The sequence below is a fragment of the Frankia sp. AgB1.9 genome (assembly GCF_016786355.1).
In the GTDB taxonomy this organism is placed as follows: domain Bacteria; phylum Actinomycetota; class Actinomycetes; order Frankiales; family Frankiaceae; genus Pseudofrankia.
Genome location: NZ_JADWYX010000041.1, coordinates 60654 through 76929 on the forward strand (window position 1 = coordinate 60654; position 16276 = coordinate 76929).

Here is a 16276-nt window from a genome sequence, read left to right on the forward strand (position 1 = left end):
CCACTGCCTGGTGCCGCGCCCACGGCGCCCTGATCCCGCGGTGCCTCCCGGGCCAGCGGTCGAGTCAGCCGTCGCACCGGTCGTCGGGCCAGGTCAGTCCCGGCGCAGGAGCATGCAGCCGGCCGGCACGCCGCCGCCCGCACTGACGACCGCCGTCCTGGCGCCGACGACCTGGCGAGCGCCGCCGTCGCCCCGCAGCTGGACGACCGCCTCGTGCAGGAACCCGTACCCGTGGGTGCGCCCGGCCGACAGCTGACCGCCGTGCGGGTTGAGCGGCAGCTCGCCGTGCAGGCCGATCCGCTTGCCGCCGTCGAGGAAGTCGGCTGCCTCCCCGATCCCGCAGAAGCCGAGCGCCTCCAGCCACGACAGGGCGACGAAGGAGAACCCGTCGTACAGCAGCGCGACGTCGACGTCGGCCGGGCGCAGGGACGTGCGGCTCCACAGGTGCGCCGCCGGCCCGAAGACGTTCGGCATGTGGCTGACCGTGCCCTGGTCCCAGGACTGACGCTCGTCGAGGGCGGTACCAACCGCCTCCACGAGAACGGGTGCCCGCAGGTCACGCGCCGCGTCGACGGCCGAGACGACGAAGGCGGTGGCGCCGTCGCAGGGCACGTCGCAGTCGTAGAGGCCGAACGGCGTGGTGATCGTGCGGGCCGCCAGGTAGTCGTCCATGGTCAGCGGCGTGCGGTAGATCGCCGCTGGGTTCAGGCCGGCGTGCGCGCGGGCGTTGAGCGCGATCCAGCCGAGGGTCTCGCGGCTCGCGCCGAAGCGGGCGAAGTAGTGCGAGGCGTACTGGGCGACCCACTGCGCCGCCGAGGCCGCGCCGAACGGCAGCTGGTACTGGAAGGAGCCGGTCACCCGTCCGCCGGGTGGAAGCGCGAGCTGGCCCTCCCGCAGCAGGGTCGTGTGCGTCGACTCCCAGACCGTCCGGAAGCACAGGACGTGCTGGCACAGCCCGCTGGCGACGGCGAGCATGGCCGCGATCACCGAGCCGAGCTGGCCCGGGCTCTCGTCCCCGCCGTTGATCCACACGGGGTGGATACGCAGCGCCTCCTCGACGGCTCCCACGCCGCCCTCGGAGATGCCCATGGGTTCGAGGAAGCCGCCGGGATAGGTGGACAGGCCGTCGATGTCGTCCATCGTGAGCCCGGCGTCCGCGACGGCCGCCCGGCACGCCTCGACGGCCAGCTCGACCGGTGGGCGCATCAGCCGCCGCCCGATGCGCGACTGGGCGGCACCCGTGATGGCCACCCGCTCCTCGAACCGGCGCGAGCCGGCGGCCACCGGCCGACGCGCCGGCCGCGGCAGAGCGCAGGCGGGCGGCAGTGGCGTGAACGAGGCCGCCGTGGCCTCCACCGGCATGCCCCACGGATCAGGCTCGAACAGCGGCAGCCAGACGTCCTCCTGCTGTACGAACCGGACCCGTACCGGCATGCCGATCACGACGTCCTCGGGCGCGCACCCGACGACGTTCGTCGTCAGCCGGACGGCGGGATCGTCCGCGAGGGCCACGACCGCGACGACGTACGGCGGCGGGAGCTCCGGCAGCCATTGCTGCCCGTTGACCGACACGGACAGCACATGGCCACGGCCCGAGACGGTGTGCACGGCGAGCTCGCCGCCGTCGCCCCGCGGGCACACGACCTGGGAGGGGTGCAGCAGGAGCCCGCACGCGGCGCAACGGTAGAGCCGCAGCTCGCCCTGCTCGCCGCCGGTCCAGAACGGGCGGGTGTGCGGCGTGACGGCGGGCAGCGGCCTGACCACGGCCGGCCCGAGGGCGCTGTCGGCGTCGCTCACGAGGCCGCGAGGCCGGCGATCGACTTGGTCTCCAGGTACTGCTCGAAACCCTCGACGCCGTTCTGCCGGCCGACCCCGCTCGCCTTGCGCCCGCCGAACGGAACGTCGGCGCCGTAGTAGATCCCGCCGTTCACCGAGACCGTGCCGGCCTTGAGCCGGCTGGCCACCGCCAGCGCTCGTTCCTCCGAGCCGCTGGTGACCGCGCCGGACAGGCCGTACGGGCTGTCGTTTGCGATCCGGACAGCGTCGTCGTCGTCCTCGAACGGGATCATCACGAGGACCGGGCCGAAGATCTCCTCGCGGGCGATCGTCATCGTGTTGTCGACGTCGGCGAACAGCGTCGGCTCGACATAGAAGCCCTTCGGGAGGTGGCTGGGCCGGCCGCCGCCCGTGACCAGCCGGGCGCCCTCCCGCAGACCCGCCTCGACGTAGCCGAGCACGCGGTCCCGCTGACGGGCGCTGACCTGGGGGCCCTGGATGTTCGCCGGGTCGGTCGGGTCGCCGTACGGCACGGTCGCGAAGCTCGCCGCCACCAGCTCGACGGCCTCCTCGTAGCGGGACCGGGGCACCAGCAGCCGGGTGGTCATCGCGCAGCCCTGGCCGGCGTGGACGCAGACGAACGAGGCGAAGGCCAGCTTCGCCGGGAGGTCGGCGTCGTCGAGGACGATGTCGGCGGACTTGCCGCCCAGCTCGAGGAAGAGGCGCTTGAGGCCGATGGCACCCCTTTCCATGATCCGCCGCCCGGTGGCGGTGGACCCGGTGAAGGAGATCAGGTCGACGCGTGGGTCGTCGACGAGGGCCTCGCCGAGCGCGTGGTCGGCCGAGGCGACGACGTTGACGACGCCCGGCGGGATGTCGGTGTGCTCCGCGATCAGGCGGCCGATGCGGGTGGTGGTCCACGGAGTGTCCGGCGCCGGCTTGAGGACCAGCGTGTTGCCGGTGGCGAGGATCTGGCCGAGCTTGCCGAGAGTGATCTCCAGTGGGTAGTTCCACGGTGTGATCGCCCCGACCACCCCGACCGGTTCCTTCACCGCCTTCCGCCAGCTCCGCATGCCGAACTGGTTGCCGGTCGAGAGCTCACGCTCCCACGGGAACTCGTCGATCGTTCTGGCCGGCCAGCGCAGCGCGTCCTCCAGCGGCAGCTCCAGCTGGGCCATGTACGTCGTGGCGACGGGGCAGCCGACCTCCGCCACCAGCTCGGCGCGGATCTCCTCGCGCTCCCGTTCCAGCGCTTCCTGCAGCTGAAGCAGGCAGCGCTTGCGCAGCGCCCGGTCGGTGGACCAGGTCGTCGTGTCGAACGCGACGCGGGCGCTCGCGATCGCCGCGTCGAGGTCGACCAGGCCGGCGTCGGCCGTCGACCCGAGGATCTCCTCGGTGGCCGGGTTGATGTTGTCGAACGTCCGGCCGCTTGCCGCGTCGGTCAGCTTTCCGCCGATGAGCAGCCTCGACTCGCCGCTCATGGCAGCACCCGCACCGGAACGTTCGAGTAGCCCAGAACATTGGTCATGTTGACCCGGCGGAGACCGCTTTCGTCGACCTCGAAGCGTGGCATGTGGCGCAGCAGGCGCTCCAGCGCGACCCGCCCCTCGATCCGGGCGAGCGCCGCGCCGAGGCAACGGTGGGCGCCGAAGCCGAACGCGAGGTTCATCTGGGGCTCGCGCCGGATGTCGAACCGCTCCGGGTCCTCGTAGGTCCGCTCGTCGCGGGTGGCCGCGCCGATGAGCAGCAGCGCCGCCGCGCCGGCCGGAATGGTCACGCCGTGCCCGGTGTACTCCCGAGCCAGGTATCTGGCCGTGTAGGTGGCCGGCGGGTCGTACCGCAGTACCTCCTCGATGGCGTTCGGGATGAGCTCAGGCCGCTCCTGGAGCAGCTGCCACTGGTCGGGGTGGCGGCCGAACAGGACGACCGCGTTCCCGATGAGCTTGGTGACGGTCTCGGCGCCGGCACCGCCCAGCAGCGAGATGAAGGTGGTGATCTCGATGTCGTCGAGGGCGGTCTTCGTCCCGTCCTCGCGGAGCACCTCGGCCTCGATCAGCATGCTGATCATGTCATCGCCCGGGTTCTTCCGGCGCTCGACGGCCAGCGTGTAGTAGTACGTGGACAGCTCGATGGCGACCCTCATCTGGTCGTCGGTCATGGCGGGCGAGTTGTCACGGCCGAGGATGTAGTCGATGCCGTGGCGCATCCAGTCCCGCTTCTCGGCCGGGATGCCCACCATCCGCGAGATGATCTCCATCGGGAAGAGCGCGGAGAAGTCGGCGACCGCGTCGAACTCCTGCCCGAGACCGCCCGCATAGTGCTCGATCACGGCCACGACCTCGGGTTCCAGGCCCTGGATGACGCGGGGCTGAAACGCCCGGCTCACCAGCAGCCGCATCCGGGTCTGCTCCGGCGGGTCCATCTGGATGATGCCGGCGTGGGCGACCTGGCCCTCCTGGATGGAGTGCAGCTCGATGCCGCGGGTCGACGAGAAGGTCGCCGTGTCCTTGAGCGCCTCCGCCACGTCGGCGTGCCGGGAGAGCGCGTAGAAGTTCTGCTTCTCGTTGTAGTAGACCGGCGCCTCGTCGCGGAGCCGGCGGTAGGCCGGCTGCGGGTCGTTGTAGAAGGACTGGGCGAACGGGTTCCAGTCGAACGGGCTGGCCGGGGCGCTCGCGGGCGGGGCCGGCTCGGCGGCGTGGGCGGTCGTCACAGGATGTCTCCTTGCTGCTTGTGGCGATCGATGTCGTCCCAGCCGAGCCCGAGGTCGAGCAGGATCTCCTCGGTGTGCTGACCGTGTTCGGGAGCGCCCGAGGGGCTGGCTGGGGTCTCGTCGAACTGGACGGGGTTGGCCGCGAGCTCGAAGGCGGCGCCGCTCGTCGCGGTGAGCGTGGGGAGGTACCCGTTCGCGAGCGCGGCCGGATCGTCGTGAAGTTCGGCGGCGGTCTGCATTCCCGACCAGGGGCCGGCGAGCGTCGCCAGCGCCTCGACCCACTGCGCGTAGGTCCGGCTGGCGAATGTCTCCGCCAGCAGGCGGTAGAGCTCGGCCCGGTTCTGGAAGCGGGCCGCGGCGTCCGCGTAGCGGGGATCCGCGATGGACCCGTCCAGGCCGAGGTGCCGGCAGAGGTCCGGCCAGTACCGGTCGGACTGCAGCATCATGAGGCAGATCTGCCGGTCGTCCCCGGTGCGGTAGTAGGAGACCAACGGGTTCGGTGGCTCGTCGCGGCGGAAGCTCGGCAGCTCGACGCCTTCGTACAGCTTCGAGGCCGCCACGTCCGGGCCGAGGTTCCACAGCGCGAGCCCGAGCAGCGAGACGTCGACCACCGACGCCACCCCGTTGCGCTCCCTGGCCAGCAGCGCGGCCGAGATACCGCCGGCGAGCGCCATGCCACCCATGACGTCGCCGAACGCCGGCCGGCCACCCACGGGGAACTCCGCCTCCGGTGGGGTGAGCGCCGAGGCGACTCCGCCGCGGGCCCAGTAGGTGACACCGTCGAAGGCGGGGGTGTCGACGTCGGGACCACGCGGCCCGTAGCCGGATCCGCGCACGTAGATGACGTCCGGATTGACGGCCCGCAGGTCGTCCACGTCGATGCCGAGCTTCTTACGCACCTGCGGCAGGTAGCTGGTGAGAAAGACGTCGGCCTGCCGCACCAGCGCCAGGAGCAGGTCCCGGCCGCCCGCGGTGGCCAGGTTGAGGCCGATCGAGCGCTTCCCGCGGTTGGGGACCTCCATCATGTAGTTCACGCCGCCGGCACCGGCGGGCACCAGGCCGGACGTCACCAGGCCGCGCTGCGGGTCACCGGTCAGCGGCTCGACCTTGATGACGTCGGCGCCCCATTCCGCGAGAACCGCGCCGGCGGACGGGACGAAGGTCCACCCGGCCACCTCGATGACCTTGATGCCAGCTAAGACGTCATTCACGAAACGGAACTCCTGCCGTTTGAAAGCCGTGTCGCCCCGCGACGGCATGCGAAATACAACCGGTCAGGCCGGGCCTGCCGAATTGTGTTGTGGACCGCTGCGGGGTCAGCCTGGCAGCGGGATGTTCAGGAGGCGTCGGAGGTTGCCCGCCGCAATCTCGGGGACGGTCGCGCGCCGCGATTTCCCTGATCTCCTCGACAAGACCGAGTGGGGCGCCGAGGCCCGCTGGGGACCGGATAGCCGAGACTACGGGGGCGGATCTCACATTACCACGAGACGGTAATAGGCATAACCCGTCCCGACGGCCTGTACTGCCGAGGGGTCGAGGCGCCGCTACCTCTTGATCACTTCTTTCATCTCGTCGAGACCGGCGAGCACCGGGTAGCCGGACTCGCTCAGCGCGTGTCCGTGGCCGGTCTGGTGAATGTCGAACACCGACTGGATCGCGGCGTAGAACCCCTGCACGTCCAGCGTCTGGTTGACCGCCCGCTTCGCCTGGCGCAGCGCGAACGGGTGCATGCGGGCGATCTCCAGCGCCAGCTCCCGGACCTCGGCTCGCAGCCGCTCCAGCGGCACGACCCGGTTGACCATGCCGACCCGCTCCGCCTCCGCGGCGCTCATGGCGCGGCCGGTGAAGAGCAGCTCCTTCGCCTTGCGAGCGCCGAACTCCCAGGTGTGGCCGTGGTACTCGACACCACCGATGCCCATGGCCACGACGGGGTCCGAGAAGGTCGCGCTGTCCGCCGCGACGATGAGATCGCAGGGCCAGCACAGCAGGAGGCCAGCGGCGATGACGCTTCCCTGGACCGCGGCGATCGACGGCTTCGGGACGTTCCGCCAGCGCAGCGAGTACTCCAGGTATCGGCGCGACTCGATGCCGTAGAGGTACTCGAGGGTCAGCTTGTCGGGGCTGTCCGGCCCCAGCCCGGCCCGCAGGTCGTGACCGGCCGAGAAGTGCCGGCCGTTCGCCTGCAGGACGATGACCCGCACCTCCGGGTCCGCCGCGGCGGCGCACCACGCCTCGTCCAGGTCGTCGAGCAGGTCCAGGTTCTGCGCGTTCGCCACCGCCGGCCGGTCGAGCGTGATGGTCGCGACGCGATCAGCCTGGTCGTACCGGATGAATTCGGTCTTCAACGCGAACCTCCGAAAGTTGGGCGGGGCCGCCCGCCCATCGGCTCGACGAGCCGATCGCGATCCGCCACGCCACCCCCGCTTGCCCGGCAAGTTGTCAGGCTGCCCCTGCCGAGTCTGTCCAGCGGAGCGGCATCCGGACGGTAACACGGATTACCAAAACGGGTAATGGGTGGACGGCAGCGGGGAGGCGCGAAGAAGATAGAGGGCGGGAGCGCCGACGGGCGCCCCGCTCAACCGGATCGGCAGGCCTGTTCCGGCGGAACCGTCACGCCTGCGGGGACGCCGCCTCCCGGCTCAGTCCCACCCGGATGAAGTCCCACAGTCCGTGAGACGTCAGTGGCACACCGGTCAGGTGGATGCCCAGGGCGTGCATGTGCGTCGCGGCGACAATCGTCTGCACGAGGATCATCGCGAGCTGGTCGGGCTCGATGTCCTTGCGGAAGGCACCGCGATCGACCCCGTCGCGCACCAGGTCCACGAACAGCTGCTTCTGCGGCTCCAGCACGCTGGCGAAGTCCGCTGGACGGGACTCCGCCAGCTGCAGGTGGTAGATCGTCATGGCTCGGCTGAGCACCCCGCCGATGGGGTCGGTCACGCCGTCGTAGAGACGCTCGACGACGTGGTGGACCCGGTCGAACGGGTCGGCCAGCCCTTCCACCTCGGAGCGGCACTCGTTCGCCGACTTCTCCATGACGTCCTCGAACACGGCGAGGAGCAGCTCGTCCTTGCTCTCGTAGTACTGGTAGAACGAGCGGAAGGACGTCTTGGCGCGCTCGACCAGCTCCTGCAGCGTGAAGTCGCCGTTCTCGGCGAGAAGCTGGATCGCGGTCTGCAGGTAGTGATCGCCGCGGCGGACGGCCTTCGCCCGCGCGTCGGTGAGAGATCTTTCCACCGCCCGCTCGCGCCAGCGCCCGATCTGCGGCGCGGAGGAAGTGGGTGCCGAGTCCCCTCGTGCAGGCATGCGCCCCCCTGGACTCAGTCGTCGGCAACTCGCTGGCAGCGGTTTGTCCACGTTCTGTCCGCGTCGACGCGCCGGTGCCGGACCGTAGGCTACACGCCTGCGGTAACTCAACCTACCTAAACCGGCCGGTCAGCGGGCTCCTGGCTCACCGGATCGGGCCGGCGAACCAGCTGGCGTGCCGGGTCAGGATGTCGTAACGTGCCCGAAAGGCGGGGCTCGGCACCAGGTCCACCCGCCTCAGCGGACGCGACGAAGCCCGTCCGCCGTCCCGCAAGACCCTGCCGCCGCCGCCCGCCACGCCGCCATTTCGCCGCGTGCGCGCTCCGGCGATCTCGGGGTTTCCGCGCCAACGGAGGAAACTTGAGCACAGAGCCGCAGCCACAGTCTTTGAACCTGCCCGCGCGAACGATTCCGGCGCCGTCGTCCGTGAGCGCCGCGGCGCGGGAAATGCTCGCCGGAATGGCCTTCCTGACGTCAGCGCAGGCAGCCACCACCCCGGCGCTCGACGACGCGGAGGGCTGGCGCAAGCTGGTCGCCGACACCGACGAGATGTTGCTTCCGTTCCTGGAGGCCAGCTCGGCGGGCTCGAAATCGACGGTCGAGACGGTGGACGTCGACGGTGCCCGGGTCTTCGTGGTCACCCCCGAGAACGTGGCGCCCGAGGCCGGGTCTCGGGTCTTTCTCGACATTCACGGCGGTGGTCTGCTCATGGGCGGCGGGGAGTGCTGCCGCGCCTCGACGGTCCGCATGGCCGACCTGGTCGGCGTCGTGACCTGGGGTGTCGACTACCGGATGCCCCCCGACCATCCGTACCCCGCCGCGTTAGACGACTGCCTGACGGTCTACCGGGCGCTGCTTCGGTCGCATCGCCCGGAGGAGATCATCGTCGGCGGCGCCTCGGCGGGCGGTAACCTGGCCGCCGCGCTGCTCCTGCGGGCCCGTGACGAGGGGCTCCCCCCGCCCGCCGCCGTCGTGCTGCTCACCCCGCAGGTGGACCTGACCGAATCGGGCGACAGCTTCGCCACGAACATGGGGCTCGACGTCGTCCTCACCAGCTCGCTGCTGCCGCAGAGCCGTCTCTACGCCGCTGGCCACGACCTGGCCGACCCCTACCTGTCGCCGCTTTTCGGCGACTTCACGCCCGAGTTCCCGCCGACCTTCCTGCAGGCCGGTACCCGCGATCTCTTCCTGTCCAACGCCGTCCGCCTCCATCGGAAGCTTCGTGCGGCCGGCGTCCAGGCCGAGCTCCACGTGTTCGAGGCGATGCCCCACGGCGGATTCTTCGGCGCGCCCGAGGACGACGAGCTCAGCGCCGAGATTCGCCGCTTCGTCGATGCCCGCTGGTAGGCGTCTGTCCTCGATCTCGCCCGCCGACCGACCAGGCCCGCGGACCCCGTCAGGCGTCGGCTTGCGCCGTCCCGCGGCCCGCCTCGGACCACCGGATGGCGAGAATGACCGAGTGAGCTCACCGCGCCTGCGCCGCACCCCCGGCCGTCCCAGAGATCCCAGCGTGGATGAGTCGATCACGCGTGCCTGTCGCGAGCTTCTCCTCGAACTGGGCTACTCGGCACTGACCATCGAGGCGGTTGCCGAACGGGCCGGCGTCGGACGCCCCACGATCTACCGGCGCTGGCCGTCCAAGCCGTACATGGTCTGGGACGCGCTCTTCACCACCCCGCAGGACGCCACGGTCATCGGCGACACGAGCGACCTGCGCGCCGACCTGGAGCTGTGGGTCACGGCGACCATGGAGTTCTTCGGCCGCCCTGAGGTGGCCCGGGCGTTCTCCGGACTGCTCAACGACCAACCGATGGACACCGCCTGGCATGCCCGGCTGCGGGATCCGGTCAGGAAGGACGTCGTCGCCCGGCTGCGGCGCGCCGTCGACGAAGGCGATCTTCGACCCGACGCCGACCCCGCGGCGATCTTCGACATGGTCATCGGCTTCGCCATCTACCGCAGCGCGGTGCCGCAGGGGTCGGAGGCGCCGCCAAGCCCCCAGACGATCACTGATCACGTCCTGCGCGGGGCCGCGGCGGACAAAAAAAGCTGACCCGTGGTTGACATGTCCTCCCATGGGCGGGTTACTTTACAATTCGTAACGTAAACACTTCCGGAAGGCCACCCAGTGATCGTCGATCACCTGATCGAACAGGCCTGTGAGCGGGCCCAGTCGAGCGACTTCGGCCCCGACGGCTGGCGCGAGGGCCTTGAGGTCCTCGTGGAGTCGATGAACCGCGAGGCCTCGCTCAACGAGTTAGGCGAGGGCGTGAACGCCCTGCGCCTCACCGAGAACCTCGTCAGCAGACTCGAGATCGAGAAGTGCTTCAGGGCCCACCCGGAGATCGCCGACGAGGTCGTGGACCGACCCGTCTTCGGTCTCGGGCTCCCCCGCACCGGCTCCACCGCGTTGAGCTTTCTGCTCGCGCTGGACGACCGCCGCCGCACGCTGCGCAGCTGGGAGGCTGGCGAGCCGACGCCGCCCCCGGAGGCGGCCACCCAGCACGCCGACCCGCGGATCGACAAGGCGCACACCGAGATCACGGTCATCAACGAGATGTTCCCCGACTTCGTCGGCATGCTGCCCCAGTCCGCGACCGGGCCGCAGGAGTGCCTGCTCCTGATGGCGCTCGACTTCCGGTCCCAGCTGTTCGAGGCGACCGCGCGCATTCCCACCTACAGCCGCTGGCTCGCCGAGTGCGACATGGAGCCGACCTACCGGTATCACCGCCGGGTACTGCAGCTCCTGCAGTGGCACTGCCCGCCCAACAAGTGGTGGCTCAAGACGCCGGCGCACATTCAGCACCTGGACGCCCTGGCCAGGGTCTATCCCGACGCGGAGTTCATCGTGACCCACCGCGACGTCGTCAAGGTTCTCCCGTCGGTCTGCGCGCTGATGTCCGCGTTGTCCTCCCCGCTGACCGACGACCCGGACCCGCGCCACTTCGGGCGGCTCACCACCGGCCAGTGGGAGGAGGGCCTGCGCACCCTCATCGCCTTTCGGGACGGCGGTCGGGAGGACCGCTTTCACGACGTCCACTTCGCCGACATGCAGCGAGACCCGATCGGCACGGTGGAGCGGCTTTACCGCAGCCTCGGCATGGAGCTGCCCGAGCCCACCCGGAGCCTGATGGCCGACTGGTGGCGCACCAACTCCGAGGACCGGGCCGGTGCCCGGCGCTACGACCCCGCCGAGTTCGGGCTCGACCCGGCCGACCTGCGCAAGCGCTTCGGCTTCTACACCGACCGTTTCGGCATCACCGAGGAGAACTGATGGACATGAACTTCGACTGGATGCCGAACTACATAGACGGCGCGTTGCTGACGGAGACCTATGACAGCCCGGCGCTGCTCGACGGCAGCGTCTGGAAGGCGTTCGGCGAGACGATCGCCAGGGTTGGCGACGAGCTGAACCGCGCCGATGTGCCGCAGGCGCCGGTCGACAAGGCGGCCGGCTACCGGCACCTCCTCGCGATGGTCGGCTACGGGATCAACCAGGCGCTGACGCCGTCGGACCCGATCGCTCCGACCTTGGGCGCGTACGCCCGGACCGACATCTACAAGTGGGGCCTCGACTGCCCCGACTGCGCCTACCTGAACGCGACGATCCGCGGCGACCTCGACTACCGGGTCTGGGGCAACGTCGGGACCGTCGGATATCTCGGTTTCCAGGTCATGGGAGGCCTGGCCACCTACGGCAACATCCGCAACGACGAGCTGGAGACCGACGCCGAGGGAAACTTCGAGCTCTGGGTCGGCCCCACCAAGCGCGAGGGCAACTACCTGGCCTCCACCCCGGAGACCAACACCCTCGTCGTCCGGCAGTTCTTCGGCGACTGGGACAACGAGCAGCGCGCACGCCTGAACATCGAGCTCGTCTCTCCGGTCCCGGCCGACGCCTCCGCCGACCGTCTCGTCGCCACGCCGGCCCGGGTGGCGGCCCAGATCGAGCGGATCGGCGGCTGGCTCGAGGCGAACATCAAGTTCTGGCACGACATCGAGGCGATGGGGCAGGCCAACCGGCGCAACGCCTTCGACCCGGCCACCGTGAAGTCCGACATGGGTGGCGCCGAGGAGAACATCAACGGCTGGGGGCATTTCGACCTCGCACCGGACGAGGCCTTGATCATCGAGGCGACTCCGGCACAGGCCCGGTACTGGAGCCTGCACATTGGCAACTTCTGGTGGGAGTCGCTCGACTACGCCACCCGGCACACCAGCCTGAACTTCCGCCAGGCGGTGCTGGACGACGACGGCGTCTTCCGGGCCGTCGTCGCGCATCGCGACCCGGGCGTGCCGAACTGGCTGGACACGATGGGCCACACCAAGGGCCCGCTGCTCTTCCGCTGGGTCGTCGCCGACCACGGCCCGGACGCCGTCACCAAGGTCGTGCCCTTCGACTCGATCCGGGACCACCTCCCGGAGACGACCGGCGTCGTCACCCCGGAAGAGCGCGCGGCGACGGTCGAGCGCCGGCGCCGCGGCGCGCAGCGCCGCTTCGCCAGCACCTGAGCCGACCCCTCACCCCCCAGCTTCCGGCACCTCAGGAGAAAGCACATGGATCTCGGATTCAAGGACGCCACCGTCGTCGTCTCGGGTGGCACCGCGGGCATGGGGCGCGCCGCCGCCGACTGCTTCGCGGCCGACGGCGCCAAGGTCGCGGTGCTCGCCCGCTCCAAGGCGGCACTCGACGCCACGGTCGAGGAGCTCTCGGCGCTCGGTTCGCCCGACGCCGTCGGCATTCAGACCGACCTGTTCGACGCCGGCTCGGTCGACGCGGCCCTCGCCCAGGTGGGTGAGCGGTGGGGCCAGCTCAACGCGCTGGTGAACGCCGCCGGCCCGATGGCCCTGAACCTCAAGACGTTCGAGACCTACACCGACGAGGAATGGCACAGCGTCCTCAGCGGCCTGACGCTGAGCGCCGTACGGACGATCCGGGCCGCCCTGCCCCTACTGCGGGCGGCGAAGTGGGCCCGGATCGTCAACGTCTCGGCGATGTCGACCAAACGGCAGTCCCCGCCGCTGATCGCCTACACCGCGGCGAAGTCGGCGCTGACGAGCCTGAGCAAGAACCTTTCCCAGACCCTCGCCCCCGAGGGAATCCTGGTGAACACGGTGAGCCCGGGAACGTTCGCCTCCGAGTCGTTCAAGCAGGCGCTCGCTCCGATTCCCGACGTCGACGAGAACGACCTGTACGACGTCATGCGCTATATCGGCCGCGGCTTCGGCCACCACGTGTTCCTCGACCGGGCGGCCGATCCGGCGGAGATCGGTCCTGTCATCGCCTTCGCCGCGTCGGCCCGGAACACCTACATGACCGGCGCCAACATCAACGTCGACGGAGGCTCGGACTTCGTATGAGCGTCGTAGTCGAACCACCGGGCGCCAGCACGCCCAGCGCCAGTCGGGAGACGATCCGGTGACCACCACCGCGACAACGCCCACGAGCCTCACGCACCTGCAGCGCCTGGAGGCCGAGAGCATCCAGATCATGCGCGAGGCGGTCGCCGAGAGCGAGCGGCCGGTCATGCTGTTCTCCGTCGGCAAGGACAGCGCGGTGATGCTGCGCCTGGCCCGCAAGGCCTTCCATCCGTCGACGCCGCCGTTTCCGCTTCTTCACGTCGACACCACCTGGAAGTTCCGGGCCATGTACGAGATGCGGGAGAAGATGGCGGCCGAGGCCGGCATGCAGCTCCTCGTGCACCGCAACCCCGAGGCTCTCGCCCGGAACATCAACCCGTTCGACCACGGTTCCGCGGTCCATACCGACCTGTGGAAGACCGAAGGCCTCAAGCAGGCGCTCGACCTGCACAAGTTCGATCTCGCCTTCGGCGGTGCCCGCCGCGACGAGGAGAAGTCCCGCGCGAAGGAGCGGATCTTCTCGATCCGTACGGCGCAGCACCGCTGGGATCCGAAGTCCCAGCGCCCCGAGCTGTGGCGCACCTACAACGTGCGGCACAGCCAGGGCGAGTCGGTCCGCGTGTTTCCGATCTCCAACTGGACGGAGCTCGACATCTGGCAGTACATCCACCGCGAGAGCATCCCCATCGTGCCGCTCTACCTCGCGGCGCCGCGTCCCGTCGTCGAACGAGACGGCGCGTTGATCATGGTGGACGACGAGCGGATGCGCCTGCTGCCAGGCGAGGAGCCGCGGCTGCGCAGCGTCCGGTTTCGCACGCTGGGCTGCTATCCGCTGACCGGCGCGGTGGAGAGCGAAGCGACCACGCTGACCGAGGTCATCCAGGAAATGCTGTTGACCACGACCTCCGAGCGGCAGGGACGCGTTATCGACTTCGACTCCTCCGGTTCGATGGAGAAGAAGAAGCAGGAGGGCTACTTCTAGTGTCCAACGCCCGGGAAGCCCTCATCGCCGAGGACATCGACGCCTACCTCGACGCGCACGAGCACAAGAGTCTGCTGCGCTTCATCACGTGCGGCAGTGTCGACGACGGGAAGAGCACCCTCATCGGCCGGCTCCTTTTCGAGTCCCACCTCATCCTCGAGGACCAGCTCGCGGCGCTCGAAGCCGACTCGAAACGGGTCGGCACCCAGGGAGGCGAGCTGGACTACGCCCTGCTCGTGGACGGTCTCGCCGCGGAACGCGAGCAGGGCATCACCATCGACGTCGCCTACCGGTTCTTCGCCACCGAGCGGCGCAAGTTCATCGTGGCCGACACCCCAGGCCACGAGCAGTACACCCGCAACATGGTCACCGGGGCCTCGACCGCCGAGCTCGCGGTCATCCTGATCGACGCCCGCAAGGGGATGCTCACCCAGACCAGGCGGCACAGCTACCTGGTTTCTCTGCTCGGCATCGAGAACATCGTCGTCGCGGTCAACAAGCTGGACCTCGTCGACTACGACCAGGCCGTCTTCGACCGCATCGAGACCGCCTACCGGACATTCGCCACCGAGATCGGGCTGCGCGACATCACCTGTATCCCGATCTCGGCGCTGCGGGGCGTCAACATCACCGACCAGAGCCCGGAGACACCGTGGTACACCGGGCCGGCGCTCCTGGAGCACCTGGAGACCGTCGAGCTGAATGACCGGGGTGGCCGGGGCCCGTTCCGCATGCCGGTCCAGTGGGTCAACCGGCCGAACCTCGACTTCCGCGGCTTCTCCGGCACGGTCGCCGGCGGCACGGTGGCGCCCGGGGCCAAGGTGCGCGTCCTGCCCTCGGGGCAGACGAGCACGGTGGCCCGGATCAGCACCTTCGACGGGGATCTCGACGAGGCCACGGCCGGCCAGTCCGTCACCTTCGTTCTCGCCGACGAGATCGACGTGAGCCGCGGCGACGTGCTCTGCGCCGCCGACGATCCCGCCGAGGTGTCCGACCAGTTCGAGGCGCAGGTGGTGTGGATGCACGAGGAGGCGATGGTCCCGGGACGGCCTTACCTGATGAAGCTGGGCACCCGGACCACGGGCATCAGCCTCTCCCAGCTGAAGTACAAGGTGAACGTCAACACGCTGGAACAGGTGGCGGCCCGGACGCTGCAGCTCAACGAGATCGGCGTCTGCACGGTCAGCGCCGACCGACCGGTGGCCTTCGATCCCTACGTCTCCAACCGGGACATGGGTGGTTTCGTCGTCGTCGACCGGCTTTCCAACGCGACGGTCGGCGCCGGGCTGCTGCGCTTCTCCCTGCGCCGCGCCAGCAACGTCCACTGGCAGGCGCTCGAGGTCACCACCGAAGCGCACAGCAGGCTGAAGGGACACCGCCCGGCGGTCGTCTGGTTCACCGGTCTGTCCGGTGCCGGAAAGTCCACCATCGCGAACCGGACGGAGCAGCAGCTGCACTCCCTGGGCGTGCACACGGTTCTGCTCGACGGCGACAACGTGCGGCACGGCCTCAACCGCGACCTCGGCTTCACCGAGGCCGATCGTGTCGAGAACATCCGTCGCGTGGCCGAGACGGCACGGCTGATGGCCGACGCCGGACTGGTCGTGCTGGTCTCGTTCATCTCGCCGTTCCGCGCCGAGCGTGCGCTGGCACGCGAGCGGGCCGGTGAAGGCCGCTTTTTCGAGGTGTTCGTCGACACCCCGATCGAGCAGGCCGAGGCCCGTGACGTCAAGGGTCTCTACGCCAAGGCCCGCCGCGGAGAGCTGCCGAACTTCACCGGCGTCGACTCGCCCTACGAGCCACCGTTGGCGCCGGAGATTCGCGTCGACACGTCCGTCACGCAGCCGGAGGAGGCCGCCGACCTCGTCGTCAGCCAGCTCCGGGCCCAAGGGGTGCTGCCAGCAAACCCGTAACCGTGCTTCTGCTGCCAGGCCGCCCGCAGCGCTACGCCGCCCGCGACGCAGATCGGCCCGGCCCGTGTCCAGGACACGGGCCGGGCCGATGCGCGTAAGGCGTGGCAGCGTCCGCGGTGTTCAGACGCTGGCGGTGGCTTCGAGTTTGGCGGGGTAGCCCATGAGGGTGGCGAGGTTGGCGCCCATGAACTTCGCGACGCGCGCCTCGTCGTTGTAGGCGAGCAGGTC

Annotated in this window: 13 protein-coding genes; 7 read left to right on the forward strand and 6 right to left on the reverse strand. The window is 69.8% G+C overall.

The features are described from left to right. Positions 1-93 precede the first annotated feature (93 nt). The 6 genes from I6A60_RS18325 to I6A60_RS18350 all read right to left on the reverse strand — a co-directional run bounded on the left by I6A60_RS18325 (position 94) and on the right by I6A60_RS18350 (position 7792). Entirely contained in the window at positions 94-1797 is a 1704-nt protein-coding gene (locus I6A60_RS18325; RefSeq protein ID WP_203024311.1) for an OB-fold domain-containing protein, read from the reverse strand. Then, positions 1794-3257: an aldehyde dehydrogenase family protein gene (locus I6A60_RS18330; protein WP_203024313.1), complete on the reverse strand. Its 1464-nt coding sequence runs from the start codon at positions 3255-3257 to the stop codon at positions 1794-1796. The genes I6A60_RS18325 and I6A60_RS18330 overlap by 4 nt, the downstream gene beginning before the upstream one ends. Further along, entirely contained in the window at positions 3254-4486 is a 1233-nt protein-coding gene (locus I6A60_RS43610) for a cytochrome P450 (protein ID WP_203024315.1), read from the reverse strand. The genes I6A60_RS18330 and I6A60_RS43610 overlap by 4 nt, the downstream gene beginning before the upstream one ends. Continuing rightward, complete coding sequence (locus I6A60_RS18340; RefSeq protein WP_203024317.1) at positions 4483-5697, reverse strand: CaiB/BaiF CoA-transferase family protein; 1215 nt, start codon at positions 5695-5697, stop codon at positions 4483-4485. The genes I6A60_RS43610 and I6A60_RS18340 overlap by 4 nt, the downstream gene beginning before the upstream one ends. Before the next feature lie 333 nt (positions 5698-6030). Next, the gene (locus tag I6A60_RS18345; RefSeq protein ID WP_203024319.1) at positions 6031-6831 is read right to left on the reverse strand and encodes an enoyl-CoA hydratase; all 801 of its coding nucleotides are present in this window, start codon (positions 6829-6831) and stop codon (positions 6031-6033) included. 265 nt (positions 6832-7096) lie between these two features. Next, the gene (locus I6A60_RS18350) at positions 7097-7792 is read right to left on the reverse strand and encodes a TetR/AcrR family transcriptional regulator (protein ID WP_013424446.1); all 696 of its coding nucleotides are present in this window, start codon (positions 7790-7792) and stop codon (positions 7097-7099) included. 360 nt (positions 7793-8152) lie between these two features. On the opposite strand from I6A60_RS18350, the gene I6A60_RS18355 reads away from it, so the two are divergent. The 7 genes from I6A60_RS18355 (at position 8153) to cysN (ending at position 16048) form a co-directional block, all read left to right on the forward strand. Next, positions 8153-9139 (forward strand): alpha/beta hydrolase, encoded by a 987-nt coding sequence (locus tag I6A60_RS18355; protein WP_203024321.1) that lies wholly within the window; start codon positions 8153-8155, stop codon positions 9137-9139. A gap of 163 nt (positions 9140-9302) precedes the next feature. Next, positions 9303-9845, forward strand: a complete 543-nt coding sequence (locus tag I6A60_RS18360) for a TetR/AcrR family transcriptional regulator (protein ID WP_203024323.1) — start codon at positions 9303-9305, stop codon at positions 9843-9845. 75 nt (positions 9846-9920) lie between these two features. Beyond that, positions 9921-11066 (forward strand): sulfotransferase, encoded by a 1146-nt coding sequence (locus I6A60_RS18365; protein WP_203024325.1) that lies wholly within the window; start codon positions 9921-9923, stop codon positions 11064-11066. After that, a complete protein-coding gene (locus I6A60_RS18370) occupies positions 11066-12304 on the forward strand; it encodes a hypothetical protein (RefSeq protein WP_203024327.1) in 1239 nt (412 codons plus the stop codon). The genes I6A60_RS18365 and I6A60_RS18370 overlap by 1 nt, the downstream gene beginning before the upstream one ends. 45 nt (positions 12305-12349) lie before the next feature. Beyond that, complete coding sequence (locus I6A60_RS18375; protein ID WP_203024329.1) at positions 12350-13153, forward strand: SDR family NAD(P)-dependent oxidoreductase; 804 nt, start codon at positions 12350-12352, stop codon at positions 13151-13153. 58 nt (positions 13154-13211) lie between these two features. Continuing rightward, positions 13212-14135, forward strand: a complete 924-nt coding sequence (cysD, locus tag I6A60_RS18380; protein WP_203024331.1) for a sulfate adenylyltransferase subunit CysD — start codon at positions 13212-13214, stop codon at positions 14133-14135. Beyond that, a complete protein-coding gene (cysN, locus tag I6A60_RS18385) occupies positions 14135-16048 on the forward strand; it encodes a sulfate adenylyltransferase subunit CysN (RefSeq protein WP_203024333.1) in 1914 nt (637 codons plus the stop codon). The genes cysD and cysN overlap by 1 nt, the downstream gene beginning before the upstream one ends. The last annotated feature ends 228 nt before the right edge of the window (positions 16049-16276 follow it).